The organism is Pseudonocardia sp. NPDC046786, assembly GCF_040645415.1.
Classification (GTDB): Bacteria; Actinomycetota; Actinomycetes; order Mycobacteriales; family Pseudonocardiaceae; genus Pseudonocardia; species Pseudonocardia kongjuensis.
Window position 1 is genome coordinate 153,317 of sequence record NZ_JBEYYF010000004.1, and the last position, 18,537, is coordinate 171,853.

The window sequence follows — 18,537 nt, forward strand, 5'->3', positions numbered from 1 at the left end:
TCATCGGGTGATCCCTTCCTCGTCGACGATCTGGTGTGCAGGGTGTTCGGCGGGCGGCGCCGGACGGTTCTGCGGTGGGCCGGTGGGGCGCGGCACGATCGGCAGCCTGCGCAGCCACAGCGCGATGCCGTGCAGCCGGATCAGCAGCGAGGTGCGGCGGGTGACCAGCGGCCTGCGCAGCACGCTGCGGACGATCTCCCGGGTGGTGGCCGGCCGGCGGGTGCCGGTCAGCGTCGCGGCCAGCGCGGGCCGCCCGTCCTGGTGCAGGGTCACCGCGACGGCGAGCCGCTCACCGGGCGGCGGGAGCGACATCGTGTAGTGGCCGCGCACCTCCAGGAACGGCGAGACGTAGAAGTCCTTGTCGGCGCCGGCCCGGCCCCGCTCGTCCGGCCGCAGCAGGTAGCAGTGCCGTCCGCCGTAGGTGTTGTGCACCTCGGCGACGACGCAGGCGAGGCTGCCGTCGGCGCGATGGCACCAGAACACCGAGATCGGGTTGAACACGTGGCCCAGCTCGCGGGCGTGCGCGAGCATCAGCACCCGGCCGCCCGCCAGGTCGACGCCGTGCCCGGCGAGCAACTCGTCGACGTTCTCCCGGATGCTGCGGGCCGGGTCGCCGAGATGGTCCTCGGCCCGGAACCGGGCGAACGGGCGCAGCCAGAACGGCAGCTCGGGCAGCGCGTCCAGATCGACCAGCCACAGCTGGGTGGGGTGCGCGAACGCGGTCCGCAGGTCGCGGTGCCGGGCGTGCCGCACCTGCGCGTCGTAGATGGCGGGCGCCGGGGTCACCGGGCGTCCCAGCCGGCCCCGAGCGCGGCGGCGGCGCGCACGCCGGACGCGCAGCCGTCCTCGTGGAAGCCCCAGCCGTGGTAGGCGCCCGCGAATGCGGTGACCGGCGTGTTCAGCTCCGGCAGCCGGCGCTGCGCGGCGACCGAGTCCGGTGTGTACACCGGATGCCGGTAGCTCATCCGGGCGACGACGGCCGCCGGATCGACCCGGCCCGCCGCGCCCAGGGTGACGACCCAGTCGTCCGGGTCGGTGAGCCGCATCAGCCGGTTCATGTCGTAGCTGACCAGCACCGGGGCGTCCGGGTCGGGGGAGCAGGCCGGTTTGAGGTAGTTCCAGGACGCCCGCGCGCCCGCGGTCCTGGGCAGCAGCGAGGTGTCGTGGTGCAGCCAGGTCTCGTTGCGCGAGTAGGTGAACGCGCCGAGCACGTCCCGCTCGGCCGCGGTCGCGTCGTCGCCGAGGATCCGCAGCGCCTGGTCCGGGTGGGTGGCAACGACGACCTTGTCGAACCCGGCGACACCGACGGCGTCGTCGGTGACCTCGACCCCGGCCGGGGTTCGCAGCAGGGCGCGCACCGGGGTCCCGGTCCGCACCGCCGGGAGCTGCTTGACGATCCGGTCCACGTAGGACCGGGAGCCGCCGGTCACGGTGCGCCACCGCGGGGAGCCGCCGATCGCGAGCATCCCGTGGTGGTCGAGGAAGGTGAACAGGTAGCGGGCCGGGTAGTCCAGCGAGAGCGCAGCGCCCGCCGACCACACGCAGGACACCACCGGGATCATGAAGTGGTCGACGAAGTAGCGGGAGTAGCCGCCGATCGCCAGGAACGCGCCGAGCGTGACGTCACCGGCCAGCTCGTCGTGCAGCACCCGCCGGGCGTGCCGGTGGAAGCGGGTCACCTCGGCGAGCATCCGCAGGTACTGCGGCCGGGCCAGGTTCGACGCCTGCGGGAACAGCCCGCCGATCCGGCGGGCACCGGCGTACTCCAGCCCGCAGCCGTCGCACCGGACCGACATCGACATGTCGGACTCCTGGGTGGCGACGCCGAGCTCGCCGAACAGCCGGAGCAGGTTCGGGTAGGTCCGGTCGTTGTGCACGATGAAGCCGGTGTCGACGGCGGTGATCCCGCCGTCGGAGGTGGTGAGCTCGTGGGTGTGCGCGTGCCCGCCGGGCCGGTCGTCGGCCTCGTACAGGGTGATGTCGTGGGTTCCCGCGAGCAGGTGCGCGGCGGTCAGGCCGGACACCCCGCTGCCCACCACCGCGACGGTCGGGCGACCGGTCATCGTCTCGCTCCTGTCCGTGTCGGGCACCGGCGGCTCACCGGTGCGCCGGTCCGAGGGCGACCCGCAGCCCGGCGGGCGCGGGTTCCGTCATGGCGTTCGAGACGACCGGGTCCGGGGGTTCGGCCCCGAGCTCGCCGAGCACGAACCGGCGCACCAGCGCCGTCCAGTCCGCGGCCCGGCGGAGCATCGCGTGCCCGTCGCCGTGCACGTCGAAGCGCGCCACCCGGCCGGTGACCTCGCGGGCCCGCAGCGCGTAGGCGTACGACGCGGCCGGATCGGTCATCCGCTCCCGGTCGCCGTGCGCGATCAGCACGGCCCGCCCGGCCAGCTGCGCGACCGGGTCGCTGCCGTCCAGCCAGGGCGCCAGCGCGCAGACGGCGACCACGCCGGGGGCGCCGGCGGCCCGCAGCACGGCCCGCCCGCCCATCGAGTGCCCGACCAGGACGACCGGGCGTCCGGGATGGCGGTCGGTCAGCTCCCGGACCGCCCACCGGACGTCCTGGAGGGCGTCCATCGCGGGGCCGTTCCAGCCGCGCACCCGGTAGCGGAGCAGATGGGTGGCGATCCCGGTGCCGAGCGCTGTGCGGTACCCCCGCCCGGCGCGCTCCACGGCGCGGGCGAACGGCGACATCCGCCGGTACGCCAGGCCGCGTCGGCGGGCCGGTGCCGTCGAGTGCGCCCGCCCGCCGTGCGTGACCAGCAGCACCCCGGCCGGTTCCGGGCGGGCCCGGCCCACCGGGTCCAGCTGCGGCGTCGGATCGGGCACGGTTCACCCCTCGGGGCCGGGTGCGGATGTCACGGGTGGTTCGTCCGGCGGGCCGCCGACGGCCCGGTGGTTGGGACCGGCATCACACCGGCAGCGGTGGACCGCGGCCCGGTGACTCGGTGGGATGCGAGAGGCACGGTCCCCGGCGGCCGCACCGGTTCCGTGGGAGTACGGACGCGGCGCGGCCGGACGGGTCGCAGGATCACCGCCGGTGGGGCGCCGCGAGCGTGGTGCGCCGCCGGAATCATCACCCGGCCCGGTGGATCCGGCGACCGGGGAGCGACGAGGATGGGGGGCGTCCCCGGCCCGGCCGGGGACACCGGACGCGAGGAGCGCAACGATGGGCATGCCACCGGAGCTGACGGTGCGGCAGCGGATCGCGGCGACGCTGCGCCGCCGGCGGCGCGGGTCGGGATTCTGGTTCGGCCTGGCGATCGCGGTCATCTGGCCGTTCGTGCTGTGGGGCACCCGGCCGGGCTGGCGGGGCGGCGAGCACCTGCCGCGGACCGGCGGCGCGCTGCTGGTCGCCAACCACGTCTCGTTCTCCGACCCGATCTTCGACATCGCCTTCGGCACCACGCACGGCCGGATGCCGCGGTTCATGGCGAAGTCGGAGCTGTGGAGCGTGCCGGTGGTGAAGTGGGTGCTCGGCGGGGGCGGGCACATCCCGGTGTACCGGGCGTCGAAGCGGGCGGCCGAGTCGTTCGCCGGCGCGATCGACGCCCTGGAGCGGGGCGAGATCGTCGCCGTCTACCCGGAGGGCACCTACACCGCCGACCCGGACGGCTGGCCGATGAAGCCCAAGAACGGCGTCGCCCGGATCGCGCTGCGCTCCGGCGCGCCGGTGATCCCGATGGCCAACTGGGGCACCCAGGATTTCCTGCCCGCCGAGGGGCGGCCGCGCTTCCGCCCGCGCAAGCGGATCGGCATCGCCCTCGGTCCGCCCGTCGACCTGTCGGAGTTCGCGGGGAAGCCGCTGACCCGCAGCACCCTGGACGCCGCCACCAGGAAGATCATGGACGAGGTCACCACGCTGCTCGAGCAGATGCGCGACGAGACCCGCCCGGCCACCCCGTACGACCCGGAGCTGGGTGGGCGCGACGGGTCCCCGGGGGAGCCGGTGGATCCGGCCGAGCGCGCGGCGAGCTGACTCAGATCTCCAGGCCGAGCAGGGCGTTCTCGACGACCTCCGGCAGCGCCGGGTGGATCCAGTACTGCTGGGTCGCCAGCGCCCGCGCGTCCTGCCCGAACACCATCGCCTGGATCAGCTGCTGGATCAGGGTGGACGCCTGCGGTCCCAGGATGTGCGCACCGAGCAGCCGCCCGGTGCCCTTCTCCGCGACGATCTTGCAGAGCCCGGTGCGGTCCTCCATGGCCCAGCCGTAGGCGACGTCGCCGTAGTTCTGCACCTTCACCGTGACGTCCAGGCCCTGCTCGCGGGCCTCGGACTCGGTGAGCCCGACGGCGGCGATCTGCGGCTCGGTGAACACCGCGGACGGGACGAGATCGTGGTTGGTCGCACGCAGCTCGGCCGGGTTGCCCAGGTTGTGCCCGACGATCTTCGCCTCGTGGTTGGCGACGTGCTTGAGCTGGTGCGGCGAGCTGACGTCGCCGAGCGCCCACACGTTCTCGGCGGAGACGCTGCGCTGGAACTCGTCGACGGCGACCCGGCCGTCGGCGTGCACGGTGATCCCGGCCCGGTCCAGGTCCATCCGGTCCCCGTTCGGGATCCGCCCGGTGGCGACCAGCAGGGTGTCGGCGACGACCTGCGAGCCGTCGTCGAGGGTGATCGTGACCTCGCCGCCGCCGCCGGTCCCGTCGCCGGACAGCGCGGTGACCTGGCGGCCGAGCCGGCAGTCCCATCGGGCGGCTGCGATCTCGGTGAAGCGCTCGGAGATCGTGTCGTCGAGATGGCGCAGCAGCCGCGATCCGCGGGCGATCACGGTGACCTCGGCGCCGAGCGCGGAGAACACGTGCGCGAACTCGCTGCCGATGAAGCCGCTGCCCAGGATCGCGAGCCGGCGCGGGACGGCGTCGATCCGCATCACGGTGTCCGAGGTCTCGAACGGCACCCCGGAGGCGGCGACCACCGGCGGGATGCTGGGCCGGGAGCCGGCGGCGATCACCACCCGGTCGGCGGTGACGACCTCGGTGCCCGAGCCGTCGGTCCGGTCGACGGCGAGCTCGCGCTCCCCGGTGAACCGGGCGTGCCCGAAGTACACGGTGACGTTCGGGCTGCGCTCGACCCGGTACTCGCGGCCGCCGGCGGAGATCGGGTCGATCCGGCCGAACACCCGGTCCCGGATGTCGGTCCAGCGGATCTTGTCGATGCTCGCGTCGACGCCGTAGGTGTGCGCGTGCCGGACGGTCTCGGCGACGTCGGCGGCGTAGACGTACATCTTGGTCGGGATGCAGCCGACGTTGAGGCAGGTGCCGCCGAACACCCCGTGCTCGACCAGCGCCACGTCCAGCCCGGCGAACCGCTCGTCCAGGAAGGTGTTGCCGGAGCCGGTGCCGATGACGACCAGATCGTGGTGGGACACACCGCGAGGCTAACCGCTTCCGTGGCGGCTCCGCGGTCTGGTACCCAGGGGTGGTGACCGTGCACACCCCGGGCGCCACGGTGCGCCGCAGCTGGGCGCCCGATCTCGACACCGGCACCCTCTACGCGCTGCTCGCGCTGCGCACCGAGGTGTTCGTCGTCGAGCAGGAATGCCCCTACCAGGAGCTCGACGGCCGCGATCTGGAACCGCGGACCCGGCACTACTGGCTGGCCGCCGAGCGCGGCGACGACGTCGAGATCCTCGCCACCCTCCGGCTGCTGAAGGAGCCCGGCGGTGGCTACCGGATCGGGCGGGTCTGCACCCGGCTCGACGCCCGCGGCCGCGGCCTCGGGCACCGGCTGATGGACGCCGCGCTGGCCGAGGTCGGCGACGGGCACTGTGTGCTCGACGCCCAGCAGGCGCAGACCGCCTTCTACCGGCGGCACGGTTTCGAGGTCGCGGGGGAGCCGTTCGTCGAGGACGGGATCCCGCACGTCCCGATGTCGCGGTCGCGGGTGTGACCGGGTGTGACCCGATGTCGCGGCCCGGCCGCGACACCCGGCGCGCGGCTCACTCGTAGAGCACGGCCTGGATCTCCGGGTCGTCGATGCTGGTCCGGTCGTACCAGTGGAAGCCGGTGTCGACCTCCGGTGGCTGCACCTCGCCGCGGGCCGCCTTCACCCCCGCCTTGACGACCTCGGTGCCCGTCGCGATCGGGTCCTGGGTGACGGCGCCGGGCATCTGCCCGCTCCGGATGGCCTCCATCTGGGCCGCGCCGGAGTCGAACACGATGATCGTCAGGTCGTCGCGGCCGCTCTCCGGGCCACCCCGGACGACCCCGAACGCGGACCCCTCGTCGGACCCGTAGATGCCGGCGAGATCCGGGTTGGCGGCGAGGATCGCCTTGGTGATGTCGGCCGACCGTGCCTGGTCGCCGCCGCCGTACTGCGGCTCCAGCAGTTCGACGTCGGGGGCGTTGGCCCGCATCCGGTCGGTGAACCCGTCCCGCCGGTCGGTGGCCGAGCGGCTGGTCTGGTCCTGCACGACCAGCGCGACCTTGCCCCGGCCGCCCGGTTGTCGGTGGCGGCGGTCGTCACCGGGACATCGCTGTCCACCCCGGAGTCGAAGGCGACGACCGGGATGTCCCGGCTGCGGGCCTGGTCGGCGTAGACGGCGAGCAGGATGACCGCGCCGAGGATCACGTTCTGCCACTCCTGCGGGATCGACATGATCTGCAGGCCGTTGTTGAGCACCGAGATGATCAGCGCGCCGATCACGGTGCCGAGGATGGAACCTTTGCCGCCGGACAGCGACGTCCCGCCGATCACGACCGCAGCGATCGCCGGCAGCTCGTGGCCCATCCCGGTGGCCGGCTGGGCCGACCCGAGCCTGGCCGGGACGAGCACCCCGGCCAGGCCGGTGAACAGGCCGCCGATCACGTAGATCAGGACCTTCCAGCGGCGGACGTCGATGCCGGATAGCGCCGTCGCCTCCTCGTTGGAGCCGATCGCGTAGGTGTAGCGGCCGAGCACGGTGCGGTTGAGCAGCACCCCGGCGCCGTACCGGTCCGGGACGGCGAAGCCGTGTGCCAGGTCGGTGCCGCGTCCGCCGCCGGGGAGCGGCAGAGCCGGTCCAGCTTCGCGTCGTCGTAGCCGAGCCAGCCCGGCGTAGTGGTGTAGGCGGCCTCCGGGGCATCCCGGCGAGCAGCTCCCACAGCGGCAGACCGGCCCGCTTGGCCGTCAGGTCCCACAGCGTGTTGACGACCGCGCCGACGGCCATGCGCACGACACCTTTGTGCCTTTTTCGGGGTGGCAGACGGTAGAGATCCGATGTCTGTTCCGTCAATGGTGGATTCTTGCGCGTCGAACAGCGACCATGTCCGAGATAGTCAACAGACATCCGATCTATTGGAGTCGCTCATGAAGCTCGCCCGCGTGGGACCCCGCGGTGCCGAACGTCCGGTCCTGGTCGCCGACGACGCGCTGCTCGACCTGACCGGGATCACTCCCGACATCGATCCGGACTTCCTGTCCGGCAATGGGATCGATGCCGTCTCCGAGGCGCTGCGGGCAGGCCTGCTCCCCGCGCTCCCCGGTGCGGCGGACCGGCGGTGGGGCGCTCCGGTCGCGCGTCCGGGGGCGATCGTCTGCATCGGGATGAACTACGCGGCGCACGCCGCGGAGTCCGGGGCAGAGCCGCCCGAGCATCCGGTGGTCTTCTTCAAGTCCCCGTCCGCGCTCGCCGGGCCGGACGACGACGTGCCGATCCCGCCGGGCGCCACCAAGTTGGACTGGGAGGTCGAGCTGGGGATCGTGATCGGGCGTCGGGCGCACCTGCTGGACTCGCCGGCCGACTCGATGGCGCACGTCGCCGGGTTCGTACTCGCCGACGACCTGTCCGAGCGGGCGCTGCAGCTGGAGGTGTCCGGCGGGCAGTGGGGCAAGGGCAAGTCCGCACCCGGGTTCGGCCCGCTCGGCCCGTGGCTTGTCACCCCGGACGAGATCGACCATCGCGACCTGCGGCTGTGCAGCAGGGTCAACGGCGAGCCCCGGCAGGACTCGTCCACGAAGGACATGGTGTTCGGCGTCGAGTACCTGGTGCACGACCTGAGCCGGTACCTCGCGCTCGAACCCGGCGACGTCGTGCTGACCGGGACACCGGAGGGTGTCGCGCTGTCCGGCCGGCACCCCTACCTCGCACCCGGCGACGTCGTCGAGGTGGAGATCGACGGGCTCGGGACGGCCCGGCACACGATCGTCGGCGGTGTGGCGTGAGCGAGTTCGACGGGCTGGTGGCGGTGGTGACCGGCGGCGCGTCCGGGATCGGGGCGGCGGTGGCCCGGCGGCTCAGCGCCGACGGGGCGCGGGTGGCGGTGCTGGACCTGAACGTGGACGAGGTGCCCGCGGGGAGCGACGGATTCGCCGCCGACGTCACCGACGACGACTCGGTGCGACGCGCCGTCGACGCCGTCCTCGACCGGTGGGGGCGGCTCGACTTACTGGTGAACAACGCGGGCATCGGCGCCCAGGGCACTGTCGCCGACAACCCCGACGACGAGTGGCTGCGCGTCCTCGACGTGAACCTGCTCGGTGTCGTGCGCGCCACCCGGGCCGCGCTGCCCGCGCTGCGCCGCTCCCCGGCGGCGGCGGTGGTGAACACCTCCTCGATCGCGGCGACCGCCGGCCTGCCGCAGCGGGCGCTCTACAGCGCGAGCAAGGGAGCGGTGCTGGCCCTGACCCGGGCGATGGCCGCCGACCACCTGCGCGAGGGGATCCGGGTGAACTGTGTCGACCCCGGCACGGCCGACACCCCGTGGATCGGACGGCTGCTGGCCGGCGCGGACGACCCGGCCGCCGAACGGGCGGCGCTGGAGGCCCGCCAGCCGCACGGCAGGCTGGTCACCGCCGACGAGGTGGCGGGCGCGGTGGCCTACCTGGCGAGCCCGCGGTCGGGATCGACGGTCGGGATCGCGCTCGCGGTCGACGGCGGGATGCAGGACCTCCGCCTCCGGCCGCAGGCCCCGGCACAATCGTGACGATCAGCCCGACGACGGCGAGGAGGTGGGTGTGCCGGTCACCGACGAGGCCATCGAGAAGATCAAGGGCATGATTGTCAGCGGGGAGCTGGCACCCGGATCGAGGCTGCCCAGGGAGGCCGAGCTGGCGCAGCGGCTCGGGCTGTCCCGCAGCTCGCTGCGCGAGGCGGTGCGGGCGCTGTCGCTGATCCGGGTGCTGGACGTGCGGCAGGGCGACGGCACCTACGTCACCAGCCTGGAGCCGACTCTGCTCATGGACGCGCTCGGGTTCGTCGTGGACTTCCACCGCGACGACACCGTGCTGGAGTTCCTGGAGGTCCGGCGGATCACCGAGCCCGCTGCGACCGCGCTGGCCGCGACCCGGATGTCCGACGAGGGCGTCGCCGCTCTGCGTGCGCTGCTCGACTCGGTCGACGACGCCCCGACGGTGGAGGAGCTGGTCGCCGGGGACCTGGAGTTCCACCGCCGGATCGCCGCCGCGTCCGGCAACGCCGTGCTGTGCTCGCTGCTGGAGGGGATCTCCGGGCCGACCCACCGGGCCCGGATCTGGCGCGGGCTGACCGAGGAGGGGGCCGTCGCCCGCACCCGGGAGCAGCACGAGCAGATCTACCGGGCGATCGCGGCCCGCCAGCCCGAGGTCGCCCGGTCCTGGGCGACGGTGCACGTCGCCGGCGTCGAACAGTGGCTGTGCGAGGCGCTCGCCGGGCCCGGTGCGGTGCTCCCGCCGGTCGGCTGAACGGCCGCACCGCCGGATCGGGTCGCGATCATGCTCGCGCGTCGGCACCGGCGCCGGTGCGTCGTGCGCGATACTCCCGCGTGACCACGACCGGGAGGGGCGGAGTTCGGATGAGCGACGAGCGACGGGGCGAGCGGCCCGCGTGGGGCCGGGTCGGGCCGGAGGACCCCACCGCGGACCCGGCGACGCATCCCGCGCTGCGGGTCCCGGAGCCGTCGACCGAGCTGGAGCCGTCCGAGCAGCCGACGGTCGCGGTGCCCACCGACGGGTCGCAGCCCGCCGGCGACGACAGCACGACGGTGCGCCGCTCCATCCCGCACAGCCGCACCGGCGGGCTCTGGGCGGCGCTGATCCTCTCCGCCGTCGTGCTGATCTTCCTGCTGATCTTCATCGTGCAGAACACGACGCCGGTGGTGATCAACTTCCTGTGGCTGAGCGGCACCCTGCCGACCGGGGTGGCGCTGCTGTTCGCGGCGGTCGCCGGGATTCTGCTGGTCGCGGTCCCGGGGACCGGGCGGATCCTGCAGCTCCGCCGGGAGGCCCGGAAGCACTAGGCTCCCGGGCCGCCTCGGCGGCGCCGGCGATCGCCCGCCGGCCGGGTGTCAGCGCCGACGGCCGCGCCCGCGGCCCTTGGCCGGTGCGGACTGCTGGCTGCGCGGGGTCGGGATCGGCTCGCCGGACGGCTCCCGCGACCCGGTGACCCGGACCAGGTCCGGATGCCCCGGCCCGACCCGGGCCACCTCGGGCTTCACCCCGGCCTGCCGGGTGAGGGTGTCGACCTCGGCCTTCTGCTCCGGCGTCGCCAGGGTGACGACCACGCCGTCCTCACCGGCCCGCGCGGTGCGCCCGGCGCGGTGCAGGTACGCCTTCGGGTCGGCCGGCGGGTCGACGTGTACGACCAGGCCGACGTCGTCGATGTGGATGCCGCGGGCGGCGACGTCGGTGGCGACCAGCACCGGCACCTCACCGGAGCGGAAGTCGTCGAGCGCCCGGTTGCGCTGGTTCTGCGAGCGCCCGCCGTGCAGCGGCCCGGCGGCGACCCCCTGGCGGCGCAGCACCCGCACCATGCGGTCGGCGCCGTGCTTGGTGCGCACGAACAGGATCGTCCGGCCCTCCCGGGCGGCGATCTCAGCGATCACCCGGGCCCGGTCGTCCGGACCGACGACGAGCACGTGGTGCTCCATCGTGTCGACGCTCGCCGTCGCCGGGGCGACCGAGCGGGTCACCGGGTCGGTCAGGTAGCGGCGGACGAGCGCGTCGACGTCGCCGTCCAGGGTCGCGGAGAACAGCAGCCGCTGGCCGTCGGACGGGGTCCGGTCCAGGATCGAGCGGACCTGCGGCAGGAAGCCCATGTCGGCCATCCGGTCCGCCTCGTCGAGCGCGGTGACGGTGACCTCGGACAGGTCGCAGGTGCCCTGCTGGAGATGGTCGGTGAGCCGGCCCGGGGTGGCGACCAGCAGATCGACCCCGCGCCGCAGCTCGGCGACCTGCTTGGACATCGACAGCCCGCCGACGATCGTGGCGAGCCGCAGGTTCGCCGGCCCGGCCAGCGGGGTCAGGACGTCGACCACCTGGGCGGCCAGCTCGCGGGTCGGCACCAGGACCAGCCCGAGCGGGGCCCGCGAGCGGGCCCGCTCACCGGTCAGCCGGGCGAGCAGCGCCAACCCGAACGCCAGGGTCTTGCCGGAGCCGGTCTGACCGCGGCCGAGCAGGTCGCGCCCGGCCAGGGTGTCCGGCAGGGTGGCCGCCTGCACCGGGAACGGTGCGGTGAAACCCTCGGCGGCCAGCGCCTTCACCAGGGACTCGGGCAGACCGAGCTCGGCGAACGACGGCATGCCCGACTCGGGGGCCGTCCACTGGACGTCCGCGGTGCCGGTGGTGCTCGCCGGGGTGACCGGCCCGCGGGACTGCTGCGGCGCGCCAGAGCCCTTGCCGCGGCGCCGCCGGTTCGGACGGCCGGCCCGGGCCGGTGCGTCGCCGCCGCGGTCGCCCTCGGTGCGGGGGCCGTGCGTGGCGCGCGGGTGCTCGGCATCGGTGCGGCGGCCGCCGCGGGAACCGCGGCCGGGGCGCTCGCCGCCGGTCGCGGCGCGGTCGGCACGGGGCCGCTCGCCGGCCGGGGCCACCGATGCGGTCGCCCCGGCGGGCCGGGTGGCCCGGCGGCGGGACGGCCGTGCGTCGGTGGTGTGACCCGCGTCGGACGACGGCGGGCGGAACTGGGGCCTGGTCACAGGTCTCCTCGCGTGACGTGGCACGTCCTGCGGAGACCTCGGAAGCGGGTGCTCGGCCGACGGGCCCGGGCGCGGCTGGGCGTCCTCGCTGCGCGCGCTCCGTGATGGGAAGGCTCGGCCCGGCAGCTGGGTGGCCGGGCACTCGTGAATTCAGCGTACGCCCCGTGGCGCGCGCCGCATCCGGCGGTACCGCAGGACATCTGACATCTGTCACGGCTGCCCCGTGCAACGCTGCGGTGAACGGGTGACAACCGGACGTTCCGGGTGAACGCGACGCCCGGCACGATGGTGTCATGATCGAGCAGCTGAACGCGTTCGTCGACACCCTGCACCCGCTGGTGCAGGTGCTCGCCGTGCTGGTGATCGGGATCGTGCCGTTCCTGGAGTCCTATGCGGGCGCCGGGATCGGGGTCGTGGCGGGGATGCCGGTGGCGCTCGCGGTGACGGCGGCGGTGGTCGGCAACCTGATCGCACTGGCCGTCGCGGTCTGGCTGGGGGACCGGGCCCGGCGGGGCCTGACGAGCGGCACGGCGAAGCCGCAGAGCGAGCGGCGCCGCAAGCTGCTCGCCCGCGTCGACCGCTACGGCGTGCCGATCGCCTCGCTCGCCGCCCCGAGCCTGCTGGCCATCTCGATCACCGCGTTCGCGATGGTCGCGGCCGGGCTGAACCGGCAGCAGGTGATCATCTGGCAGGTGGTCACCGTCGTCGTCTGGGGGATCGCCTTCGGCGCGCTCGCGCTCGGCGCGGTCAACGCGCTCAGCTGACCGGGGCCGCCCTCAGGCCGGGATCACCAGGTCCAGGTGGTCGCCGGTGCGTTCCACGACGTGCCCGGCCCGGCGGGCGATCCGGGCGACGGCCCCGGCATCGGCCGGCTCGGCCCGCGAGGTCGCCAGCAGCCGCGCCAGCCCGCCCTTGTGCGACTTGTTGTGGTGGCTGACCACCGACCGCGAGCCGTCCGGGCGCTCGGCCAGCACGTTCACCGTCACCGCGCCGGGCACCGCCCCGAGGGCCGCGTAGCCGCCGGAGCGCAGATCGACCACCAGCTCACCGCCCGCGATCCGGCCGAGCAGCGGATCCAGCGCCGGCCGCCAGCGCGCGGCGAGCGTCCCCGCACCGGGCAGCTTCGAGCCCGCCGAGAGCCGGTAGGCCGGGATCGGGTCGTCGGCGCCGAGCAGCCCGAACAGCGCCGAGCAGACCGCCAGCCGGGCCCGGGCGCGGTCCCGGGCCGCCCGGGTCAGCGAGCCGGCGTCGAGCGCGTCGTAGAGCACGCCGGTGTAGCGGTCCAGCGCGGGCAGCGTCGGCGAGCTCCACAGCGCGGCGTTGCGCCCGATCTCGGCGTCCTGGCGCTGTGACACGCCCAGCGCGGCCCGGGCGGCCGGGACGTCCGCGGCCAGCGCGACCAGCTCTTCGCACAGTTCCTTGCGGGCCGGGCCCAGCTCGGCGTCGTGGGACAGCGCGGCCAGATCGAGCGGGCCACCGTCCCCGCCGGGGCGCTTGGTCTCCGAGGGCGGAAGCAGCACGAGCACGGGTCGCCACCCTAGTGGCCCGGCGGACGGCCCCGGCGCGCACGGGACACCGCCGCCGGCGGGGCCGTGTCACCCCGCCCGACCGGGGCGTTGTGCCGGACGGAGTACCGGACTAGGTTTCCGGGCGTGACCTGCCTCGTGGCGCGCCTCCACGTCGACTTCATGCGGATCACGAGCGCGACCTGTCGCCCCTGTCGCTGACCTCGTGCTCGACCCGGCCGGTGCGGCGACCGCACCGGCCGCATCCCTCCGCCGACCCGACCGCCGACGCCGCAGGCGTCCTCCCGCCGGTCCCGCACGGACCGGCATCCGACCGCCGACGGCGACGGCCGATACCGAGGAGTTCCTCATGACCGACCCCGACAAGACCGCATCCTGGTCCTTCGAGACCAAGCAGGTGCACGCCGGCGCCGCCCCGGACCCCACGACGGGTGCCCGGGCGACCCCGATCTACCAGACGACGTCGTACGCGTTCCGGGACACCGAGCACGCCGCGAACCTGTTCGGGCTCGCCGAGTTCGGCAACATCTACACCCGGATCATGAACCCCACGCAGGACGTGCTCGAGCAGCGCGTCGCCGCGCTGGAGGGCGGCGCCGCCGCGCTCGCCGTCGCCTCCGGGCAGGCCGCGCAGCACCTCGCGGTGCAGAACATCGCCGAGGTCGGGGACCACATCGTCTCCAGCGCCTCGCTCTACGGCGGCACCTACAACCAGTTCCACTACACGTTCCCGAAGCTCGGGATCGAGGTCACCTTCGTCGAGAACCCGGACGACCTCGAGGAGTGGAAGGCCGCGATCCGGCCGAACACCAAGGCCCTCTACGCCGAGACCCTGGGCAACCCGCGCGGCAACGTGCTCGACATCCGCGGCGTCGCCGACGTCGCGCACGCGGCCGGGCTGCCGCTGATCGTCGACAACACGGTCCCGACCCCGTACCTGGTCCGCCCGATCGAGCACGGCGCCGACATCGTGGTGCACTCGCTGACCAAGTTCCTCGGCGGCCACGGCACCTCGATCGGCGGCATCATCGTCGACTCCGGGAAGTTCGACTGGGTCGGCAACGCCGACAAGTTCCCCGGGCTCACCACCCCGGACCCGAGCTACCACGGCGCCGTCTTCACCGACGCCGTCGGGCCGATCGCCTACATCATCAAGGCCCGGGTGCAGCTGCTGCGCGACCTCGGCCCGGCGATCTCCCCGCAGAACGCCTTCCTGATCATCCAGGGCATCGAGACGCTGTCCCTGCGGATCGAGCGGCACAACCAGAACGCGCAGGCCCTCGCCGAGTGGCTGGAGGCGCGCGACGAGGTCGAGCAGGTGCACTACGCCGGCCTGGAGTCCTCGCCGTGGCACGCCGCGCAGCAGAAGTACCTGCCCCGCGGCGGCGGCGCGATCGTGGCCTTCGAGCTGCAGGGCGGCGTCGAGGCGGGGAAGAAGTTCGTCGACGCGCTGGAGCTGCACAGCCACCTTGCCAACATCGGCGACGTCCGCAGCCTGGTGATCCACCCGGCGTCCACCACGCACAGCCAGCTGTCCGCCGAGGAGCAGCTGGCCTCCGGCGTCACCCCGGGCCTGGTCCGGCTCTCGGTCGGCCTGGAGGGCATCGAGGACATCAAGGCGGACCTGGACGCCGGTTTCCGGGCGTCGAAGGGCGCCTGATCTTCTGTTGGACGTGAGAACCACACCGCCCCCTCCCGCCACCGGTGCGTGGCGGGAGGGGGACGACCCCGGCCGACGACGGTTCCTGGACCTGCCCGCCCCGCTGAAGCTGGAGGCGGGTGGCGAGCTGCCCGCGGTGCGGCTGTCCTACGAGACCTGGGGCGAGCTCGCCCCGGACCGGTCGAACGCCGTCCTCGTGCTGCACGCGCTGACCGGGGACACCCACCTGGAGGGACCGGCCGGCCCCGGGCACCCGACGGCGGGCTGGTGGCCCGGGCTGATCGAGCCCGGCGGCCCGCTGGACCCGGCGCGCTGGTTCGTCGTCGCACCCAACGCGATCGGCGGCTGCCAGGGCAGCACCGGGCCGGCGTCGACGGCGCCGGACGGCCGGCCGTGGGGGAGCCGGTTCCCGGTGGTCACCGTGCGGGACACGGTGGCCGCCGAGCAGTACCTGGCCGACGCGCTCGGCATCGACGCGTTCGCCTGCGTGATCGGCGGCTCGATGGGGTCGATGCGCTCGCTGGAGTGGGCGGCCACCGAGCCGGACCGGGTGGCGCGGCTGTTCCTGCTGGCCGGGCCCGCCGCGTCGTCGGCGGACCAGATCGGCTGGGCGAACCCGCAGATCGAGGCGATCCGGGCCGACCCGCACTGGCACGGCGGCGACTACCACGAGCTGCCGGAGGGGCCGTGGCGCGGGCTCGGGATCGCCCGCCGGATCGCGCACCTCAGCTACCGCTCGGGCTACGAGCTGACCACCCGGTTCGGCCGCGACCCGCAGGCCGCCGAGGACCCGTTCGACGGCGGCCGCTACGCCATCGAGTCCTACCTGGACCATCACGCGGCCAAGCTGGTGCACCGGTTCGACGCCGCGTCCTACGTGCGGCTGACCCAGCTGATGAACCACCACGACGTCGGCCGGGACCGCGGCGGCGTCGCCTCCGCGCTGGCCCGGGTGCGGGCCAGGACCTTCGTCGCCGGGGTGACCTCGGACCGGCTGTACCCGCTCGCCGAGCAGGAGGAGCTCGCCGCCGGGATCCCGAACTCCGATCCGCTCAAGGTGATCGACTCGCCGTACGGCCACGACGGCTTCCTGGTCGAGACCCCGACGGTGGCCCGGCTGCTCGCCGAGCTCCTGGACTCCTGAGCGTCAGGCCCGCCTCAGACCCGCTCGCCGTAGACGCGCTGCACCCGGATCGTCACCAGCACCCGCCGGTCGGAGACCATGACCTGGCGGTACTCCTCCCAGTCCGGGTGCTCGCCGGCGGCGTCCCGGTACCAGTCGACGAGCGCCTGCACGGCCGGGCCGCCGGGCGAGTCGTCCGGGCCGACGATCTCGACCGGGCCCTCGGCGGTCGCCCAGGCCCGGCCGTCGGCGCTCTCCACGGACAGCGCCGCGCGCGGGTCCCGGCGCAGGTTCGCGGTCTTCGCGCGGCCCTCGGTCATCGAGATCCGGATCGTCCCGGCCGCCCGGTCGTAGTGCGGCGTGACCGGGGACAGCTGCGGCATGCCGCTGCGCTTGATCGTCGCCAGCGTGCCCTGTGTCGCCTTCTCGAGCAGCTCGTGCTGTTCCTCACCCATGTCCGGGCAACCCGCGGGCGGCCCGGCGTGTTCCCGCTCACGGACCCGGGGAGAACCGGGGTGAAGCGGTATCGGGGTCGTCGCTACGCTGCTGCGGGTGTTGACCCGGATGTCGTCGCTGTTCCTGCGGACCCTGCGCGAGGACCCGGCCGACGCGGAGGTTCCCAGCCACAAGCTGCTGGTCCGCGCCGGCTACGTCCGTCGCGTCGCCCCGGGCGTCTACTCCTGGCTGCCGCTCGGCCTCAAGGTGCTCCGCCGCATCGAGGCCGTCGTGCGCGAGGAGATGGACGCGATGGGCGCCCAGGAGATCCAGTTCCCGGCGCTGCTGCCGCGCGAACCGTACGAGACGACGAACCGGTGGACCGAGTACGGCCCGAACCTGTTCCGGCTCAAGGACCGCAAGGGCGGCGACTACCTGCTCGGCCCCACCCACGAGGAGCTGTTCACGCTCGCGGTGAAGGGCGAGTACTCGTCCTACAAGGACTTCCCGGTCGTGCTCTACCAGATCCAGACCAAGTACCGCGACGAGGAGCGGCCGCGCGCCGGCATCCTGCGCGGCCGCGAGTTCCTGATGAAGGACTCCTACTCGTTCGACCTGTCCGACGACGGCCTGGCCGAGTCCTACCGGCGGCACCGCGACACCTACGTGCGGATCTTCGACCGGCTCGGGCTGGACTACGTGATCGTCGCGGCCACCTCCGGCGCGATGGGCGGCTCGGCCTCCGAGGAGTTCCTGGCGGAGTCGCCCACCGGTGAGGACACCTTCGTCCGCGGGCCCGGCGGTTACGCGGCGAACGTCGAGGCCGTGACGACGCCTGCGCCCCCGGCGATCCCGCTCGACGGGCTGCCCGCCGCGCAGGTGCACCACACCCCGGACACCCCGACCATCGACACCCTGGTCGACTTCCTCAACGCCGCCGGGGAGCGCCGCTTCACCGCCGCGGACACCCTGAAGAACGTGCTGGTCAAGACCCGCGCACCGGGGGCCGAGGACTGGGAGCTGCTCGGCGTCGGCGTCCCCGGGGACCGCGAGGTCGACCTGAAGCGGCTCGGGGCGTCGCTGGAGCCCGCCGAGGTGGCGCTGCTCGACGAGGCCGACTTCGCCCGCAACGCCTTCCTGGTCAAGGGCTACATCGGGCCGGGCGCGCTGGCCGCGAACGGCGTCCGCTACCTCGTCGACCCGCGGATCGTGACCGGCACCGCGTGGGTGACCGGCGCCGACAAGGCCGACCACCACGTCGTCGACCTGGTGTGCGGGCGGGACTTCACCCCGGACGGCACGATCGAGGCCGCCGAGGTGCGCGCCGGTGATCCGTCGCCGGACGGCGAGGGCGTGCTGGAGGCGGCCCGCGGCATCGAGATCGGGCACATCTTCCAGCTCGGCCGCAAGTACGCCGACGCGTTCGGGCTGGACGCGCTCGGCCCGGACTCGAAGCCGGTCCGGATCACGATGGGCTCCTACGGCGTCGGCGTGTCCCGGCTGGTCGCGGTGATCGCCGAGCAGAGCCACGACGAGCACGGCCTGGTCTGGCCGCGCACGGTCGCGCCCTACGACGTGCACGTGGTCGTCGCGGGCAAGTCCGCGGAGCTGCTGGCCGGTGGCGAGGAGATCGCCGCCGAGCTGGAGCGGCAGGGCCTGGACGTGCTGCTCGACGACCGCAAGGCGTCGCCGGGCGTGAAGTTCGCCGACGCCGAGCTGGTCGGTGTCCCGACGATCGTGGTCGTCGGGCGCGGGCTGGCCGACGGGAAGGTCGAGCTGAAGGACCGGGCGAGCGGCGAGCGCACCGAGATCGCCCGCGCGGGCGTCGCCGAGCACGTCGCCGGGATCGTCCGCGGCGCCTGACCCGCACCGGACGCGGCGGCGGGCCGGCCGCCGGAACGGACCGGTCCGGCCGCCGGGCG

At 74.1% G+C, this 18,537-nt stretch carries 18 protein-coding genes and 2 pseudogenes; 10 read left to right on the forward strand and 10 right to left on the reverse strand.

Translation table 11 applies throughout. From position 1 onward, the window contains the following. The 3 genes from ABZ881_RS06420 to ABZ881_RS06430 are packed head-to-tail and all read right to left on the reverse strand — an operon-like array spanning position 1 to position 2,829. Entirely contained in the window at positions 1-786 is a 786-nt protein-coding gene (locus ABZ881_RS06420; protein WP_358482304.1) for a DUF1365 domain-containing protein, read from the reverse strand. After that, positions 783-2,063 carry an FAD-dependent oxidoreductase gene (locus tag ABZ881_RS06425; RefSeq protein ID WP_358482305.1) on the reverse strand — a complete coding sequence of 427 codons (1,281 nt, stop codon included), beginning with the start codon at positions 2,061-2,063 and terminating at the stop codon, positions 783-785. The genes ABZ881_RS06420 and ABZ881_RS06425 overlap by 4 nt, the downstream gene beginning before the upstream one ends. A gap of 34 nt (positions 2,064-2,097) precedes the next feature. Next, the gene (locus ABZ881_RS06430) at positions 2,098-2,829 is read right to left on the reverse strand and encodes an alpha/beta fold hydrolase (protein ID WP_358482306.1); all 732 of its coding nucleotides are present in this window, start codon (positions 2,827-2,829) and stop codon (positions 2,098-2,100) included. Between the two features lie 340 nt (positions 2,830-3,169). Between ABZ881_RS06430 and ABZ881_RS06435 the strand changes: the two genes are divergently transcribed. Further along, entirely contained in the window at positions 3,170-3,979 is an 810-nt protein-coding gene (locus ABZ881_RS06435; protein ID WP_358482308.1) for a lysophospholipid acyltransferase family protein, read from the forward strand. Between the two features lies 1 nt (position 3,980). Here ABZ881_RS06435 and ABZ881_RS06440 read toward each other — a convergent pair whose 3' ends face one another. Next, positions 3,981-5,372, reverse strand: coding sequence for a mycothione reductase (locus tag ABZ881_RS06440; protein ID WP_358482311.1), 1,392 nt, complete (start codon positions 5,370-5,372; stop codon positions 3,981-3,983). 53 nt (positions 5,373-5,425) lie between these two features. On the opposite strand from ABZ881_RS06440, the gene ABZ881_RS06445 reads away from it, so the two are divergent. After that, on the forward strand, positions 5,426-5,893 hold the full coding sequence (locus tag ABZ881_RS06445; protein WP_358482313.1) for a GNAT family N-acetyltransferase: 468 nt from the start codon (positions 5,426-5,428) through the stop codon (positions 5,891-5,893). 49 nt (positions 5,894-5,942) lie between these two features. Here ABZ881_RS06445 and ABZ881_RS06450 read toward each other — a convergent pair whose 3' ends face one another. The 3 genes and pseudogenes from ABZ881_RS06450 to ABZ881_RS06460 all read right to left on the reverse strand — a co-directional run. Further along, positions 5,943-6,416, reverse strand: coding sequence for a substrate-binding domain-containing protein (locus ABZ881_RS06450; RefSeq protein WP_358482315.1), 474 nt, complete (start codon positions 6,414-6,416; stop codon positions 5,943-5,945). 137 nt (positions 6,417-6,553) lie between these two features. Next, positions 6,554-6,922 (reverse strand): annotated as a pseudogene (locus tag ABZ881_RS06455) (ABC transporter permease); the annotation flags it as partial. Positions 6,923-6,993: 71 nt separating this feature from the next. Then, positions 6,994-7,166 (reverse strand): annotated as a pseudogene (locus tag ABZ881_RS06460) (fuconate dehydratase); the annotation flags it as partial. Positions 7,167-7,291: 125 nt separating this feature from the next. Between ABZ881_RS06460 and ABZ881_RS06465 the strand changes: the two are divergent. The 4 genes from ABZ881_RS06465 (at position 7,292) to ABZ881_RS06480 (ending at position 10,197) form a co-directional block, all read left to right on the forward strand. After that, positions 7,292-8,146, forward strand: a complete 855-nt coding sequence (locus ABZ881_RS06465; protein WP_358482317.1) for a fumarylacetoacetate hydrolase family protein — start codon at positions 7,292-7,294, stop codon at positions 8,144-8,146. After that, on the forward strand, positions 8,143-8,907 hold the full coding sequence (locus tag ABZ881_RS06470; RefSeq protein ID WP_358482318.1) for an SDR family oxidoreductase: 765 nt from the start codon (positions 8,143-8,145) through the stop codon (positions 8,905-8,907). Before ABZ881_RS06465 ends, ABZ881_RS06470 begins: the two co-directional genes overlap by 4 nt. Positions 8,908-8,938: 31 nt before the next feature. Then, entirely contained in the window at positions 8,939-9,643 is a 705-nt protein-coding gene (locus tag ABZ881_RS06475) for a FadR/GntR family transcriptional regulator (protein ID WP_358482320.1), read from the forward strand. A 110-nt stretch (positions 9,644-9,753) separates the two neighbouring features. Continuing rightward, positions 9,754-10,197, forward strand: a complete 444-nt coding sequence (locus ABZ881_RS06480) for a lipopolysaccharide assembly protein LapA domain-containing protein (protein ID WP_358482321.1) — start codon at positions 9,754-9,756, stop codon at positions 10,195-10,197. A 48-nt stretch (positions 10,198-10,245) separates the two neighbouring features. Here the strand turns inward: ABZ881_RS06480 and ABZ881_RS06485 are convergent, their stop codons facing one another. Continuing rightward, complete coding sequence (locus tag ABZ881_RS06485) at positions 10,246-11,478, reverse strand: DEAD/DEAH box helicase (protein ID WP_358482566.1); 1,233 nt, start codon at positions 11,476-11,478, stop codon at positions 10,246-10,248. Positions 11,479-12,164: 686 nt separating this feature from the next. Here ABZ881_RS06485 and ABZ881_RS06490 point away from each other — a divergent pair. Continuing rightward, positions 12,165-12,635, forward strand: a complete 471-nt coding sequence (locus ABZ881_RS06490) for a hypothetical protein (RefSeq protein ID WP_344024697.1) — start codon at positions 12,165-12,167, stop codon at positions 12,633-12,635. 12 nt (positions 12,636-12,647) lie between these two features. On the opposite strand, the gene yaaA is transcribed toward ABZ881_RS06490, so the two are convergent. Then, a complete protein-coding gene (gene yaaA / locus ABZ881_RS06495) occupies positions 12,648-13,397 on the reverse strand; it encodes a peroxide stress protein YaaA (protein WP_358482324.1) in 750 nt (249 codons plus the stop codon). Positions 13,398-13,746: 349 nt separating this feature from the next. Here yaaA and ABZ881_RS06500 point away from each other — a divergent pair, with 349 nt between their 5' ends. Together ABZ881_RS06500 and ABZ881_RS06505 are read left to right on the forward strand one after the other, a co-directional pair. After that, the gene (locus tag ABZ881_RS06500) at positions 13,747-15,057 is read left to right on the forward strand and encodes a bifunctional o-acetylhomoserine/o-acetylserine sulfhydrylase (protein WP_358482326.1); all 1,311 of its coding nucleotides are present in this window, start codon (positions 13,747-13,749) and stop codon (positions 15,055-15,057) included. 13 nt (positions 15,058-15,070) lie between these two features. Beyond that, the gene (locus tag ABZ881_RS06505) at positions 15,071-16,201 is read left to right on the forward strand and encodes a homoserine O-acetyltransferase (protein WP_358482327.1); all 1,131 of its coding nucleotides are present in this window, start codon (positions 15,071-15,073) and stop codon (positions 16,199-16,201) included. Between the two features lie 14 nt (positions 16,202-16,215). Here the strand turns inward: ABZ881_RS06505 and ABZ881_RS06510 are convergent, their stop codons facing one another. Further along, positions 16,216-16,635: a PPOX class F420-dependent oxidoreductase gene (locus ABZ881_RS06510; protein ID WP_358482329.1), complete on the reverse strand. Its 420-nt coding sequence runs from the start codon at positions 16,633-16,635 to the stop codon at positions 16,216-16,218. A gap of 97 nt (positions 16,636-16,732) precedes the next feature. Between ABZ881_RS06510 and ABZ881_RS06515 the strand changes: the two genes are divergently transcribed. Further along, positions 16,733-18,478, forward strand: a complete 1,746-nt coding sequence (locus ABZ881_RS06515) for a proline--tRNA ligase (protein ID WP_358482330.1) — start codon at positions 16,733-16,735, stop codon at positions 18,476-18,478. The last annotated feature ends 59 nt before the right edge of the window (positions 18,479-18,537 follow it).

Excerpts from the sequence above, each read along its gene's own strand:
- ABZ881_RS06490 (WP_344024697.1), top strand. The coding sequence starts at position 12,165 with ATGATCGAGCAGCTGAACGCGTTCGTCGACACCCTGCACCCGCTGGTG.
- ABZ881_RS06485 (WP_358482566.1), bottom strand. The coding sequence starts at position 11,478 with ATGCCGTCGTTCGCCGAGCTCGGTCTGCCCGAGTCCCTGGTGAAGGCG.
- ABZ881_RS06500 (WP_358482326.1), top strand. The coding sequence starts at position 13,747 with ATGACCGACCCCGACAAGACCGCATCCTGGTCCTTCGAGACCAAGCAG.
- ABZ881_RS06480 (WP_358482321.1), top strand. The coding sequence starts at position 9,754 with ATGAGCGACGAGCGACGGGGCGAGCGGCCCGCGTGGGGCCGGGTCGGG.
- ABZ881_RS06435 (WP_358482308.1), top strand. The coding sequence starts at position 3,170 with ATGGGCATGCCACCGGAGCTGACGGTGCGGCAGCGGATCGCGGCGACG.
- ABZ881_RS06425 (WP_358482305.1), bottom strand. The coding sequence starts at position 2,063 with ATGACCGGTCGCCCGACCGTCGCGGTGGTGGGCAGCGGGGTGTCCGGC.
- ABZ881_RS06465 (WP_358482317.1), top strand. The coding sequence starts at position 7,292 with ATGAAGCTCGCCCGCGTGGGACCCCGCGGTGCCGAACGTCCGGTCCTG.
- ABZ881_RS06510 (WP_358482329.1), bottom strand. The coding sequence starts at position 16,635 with ATGGGTGAGGAACAGCACGAGCTGCTCGAGAAGGCGACACAGGGCACG.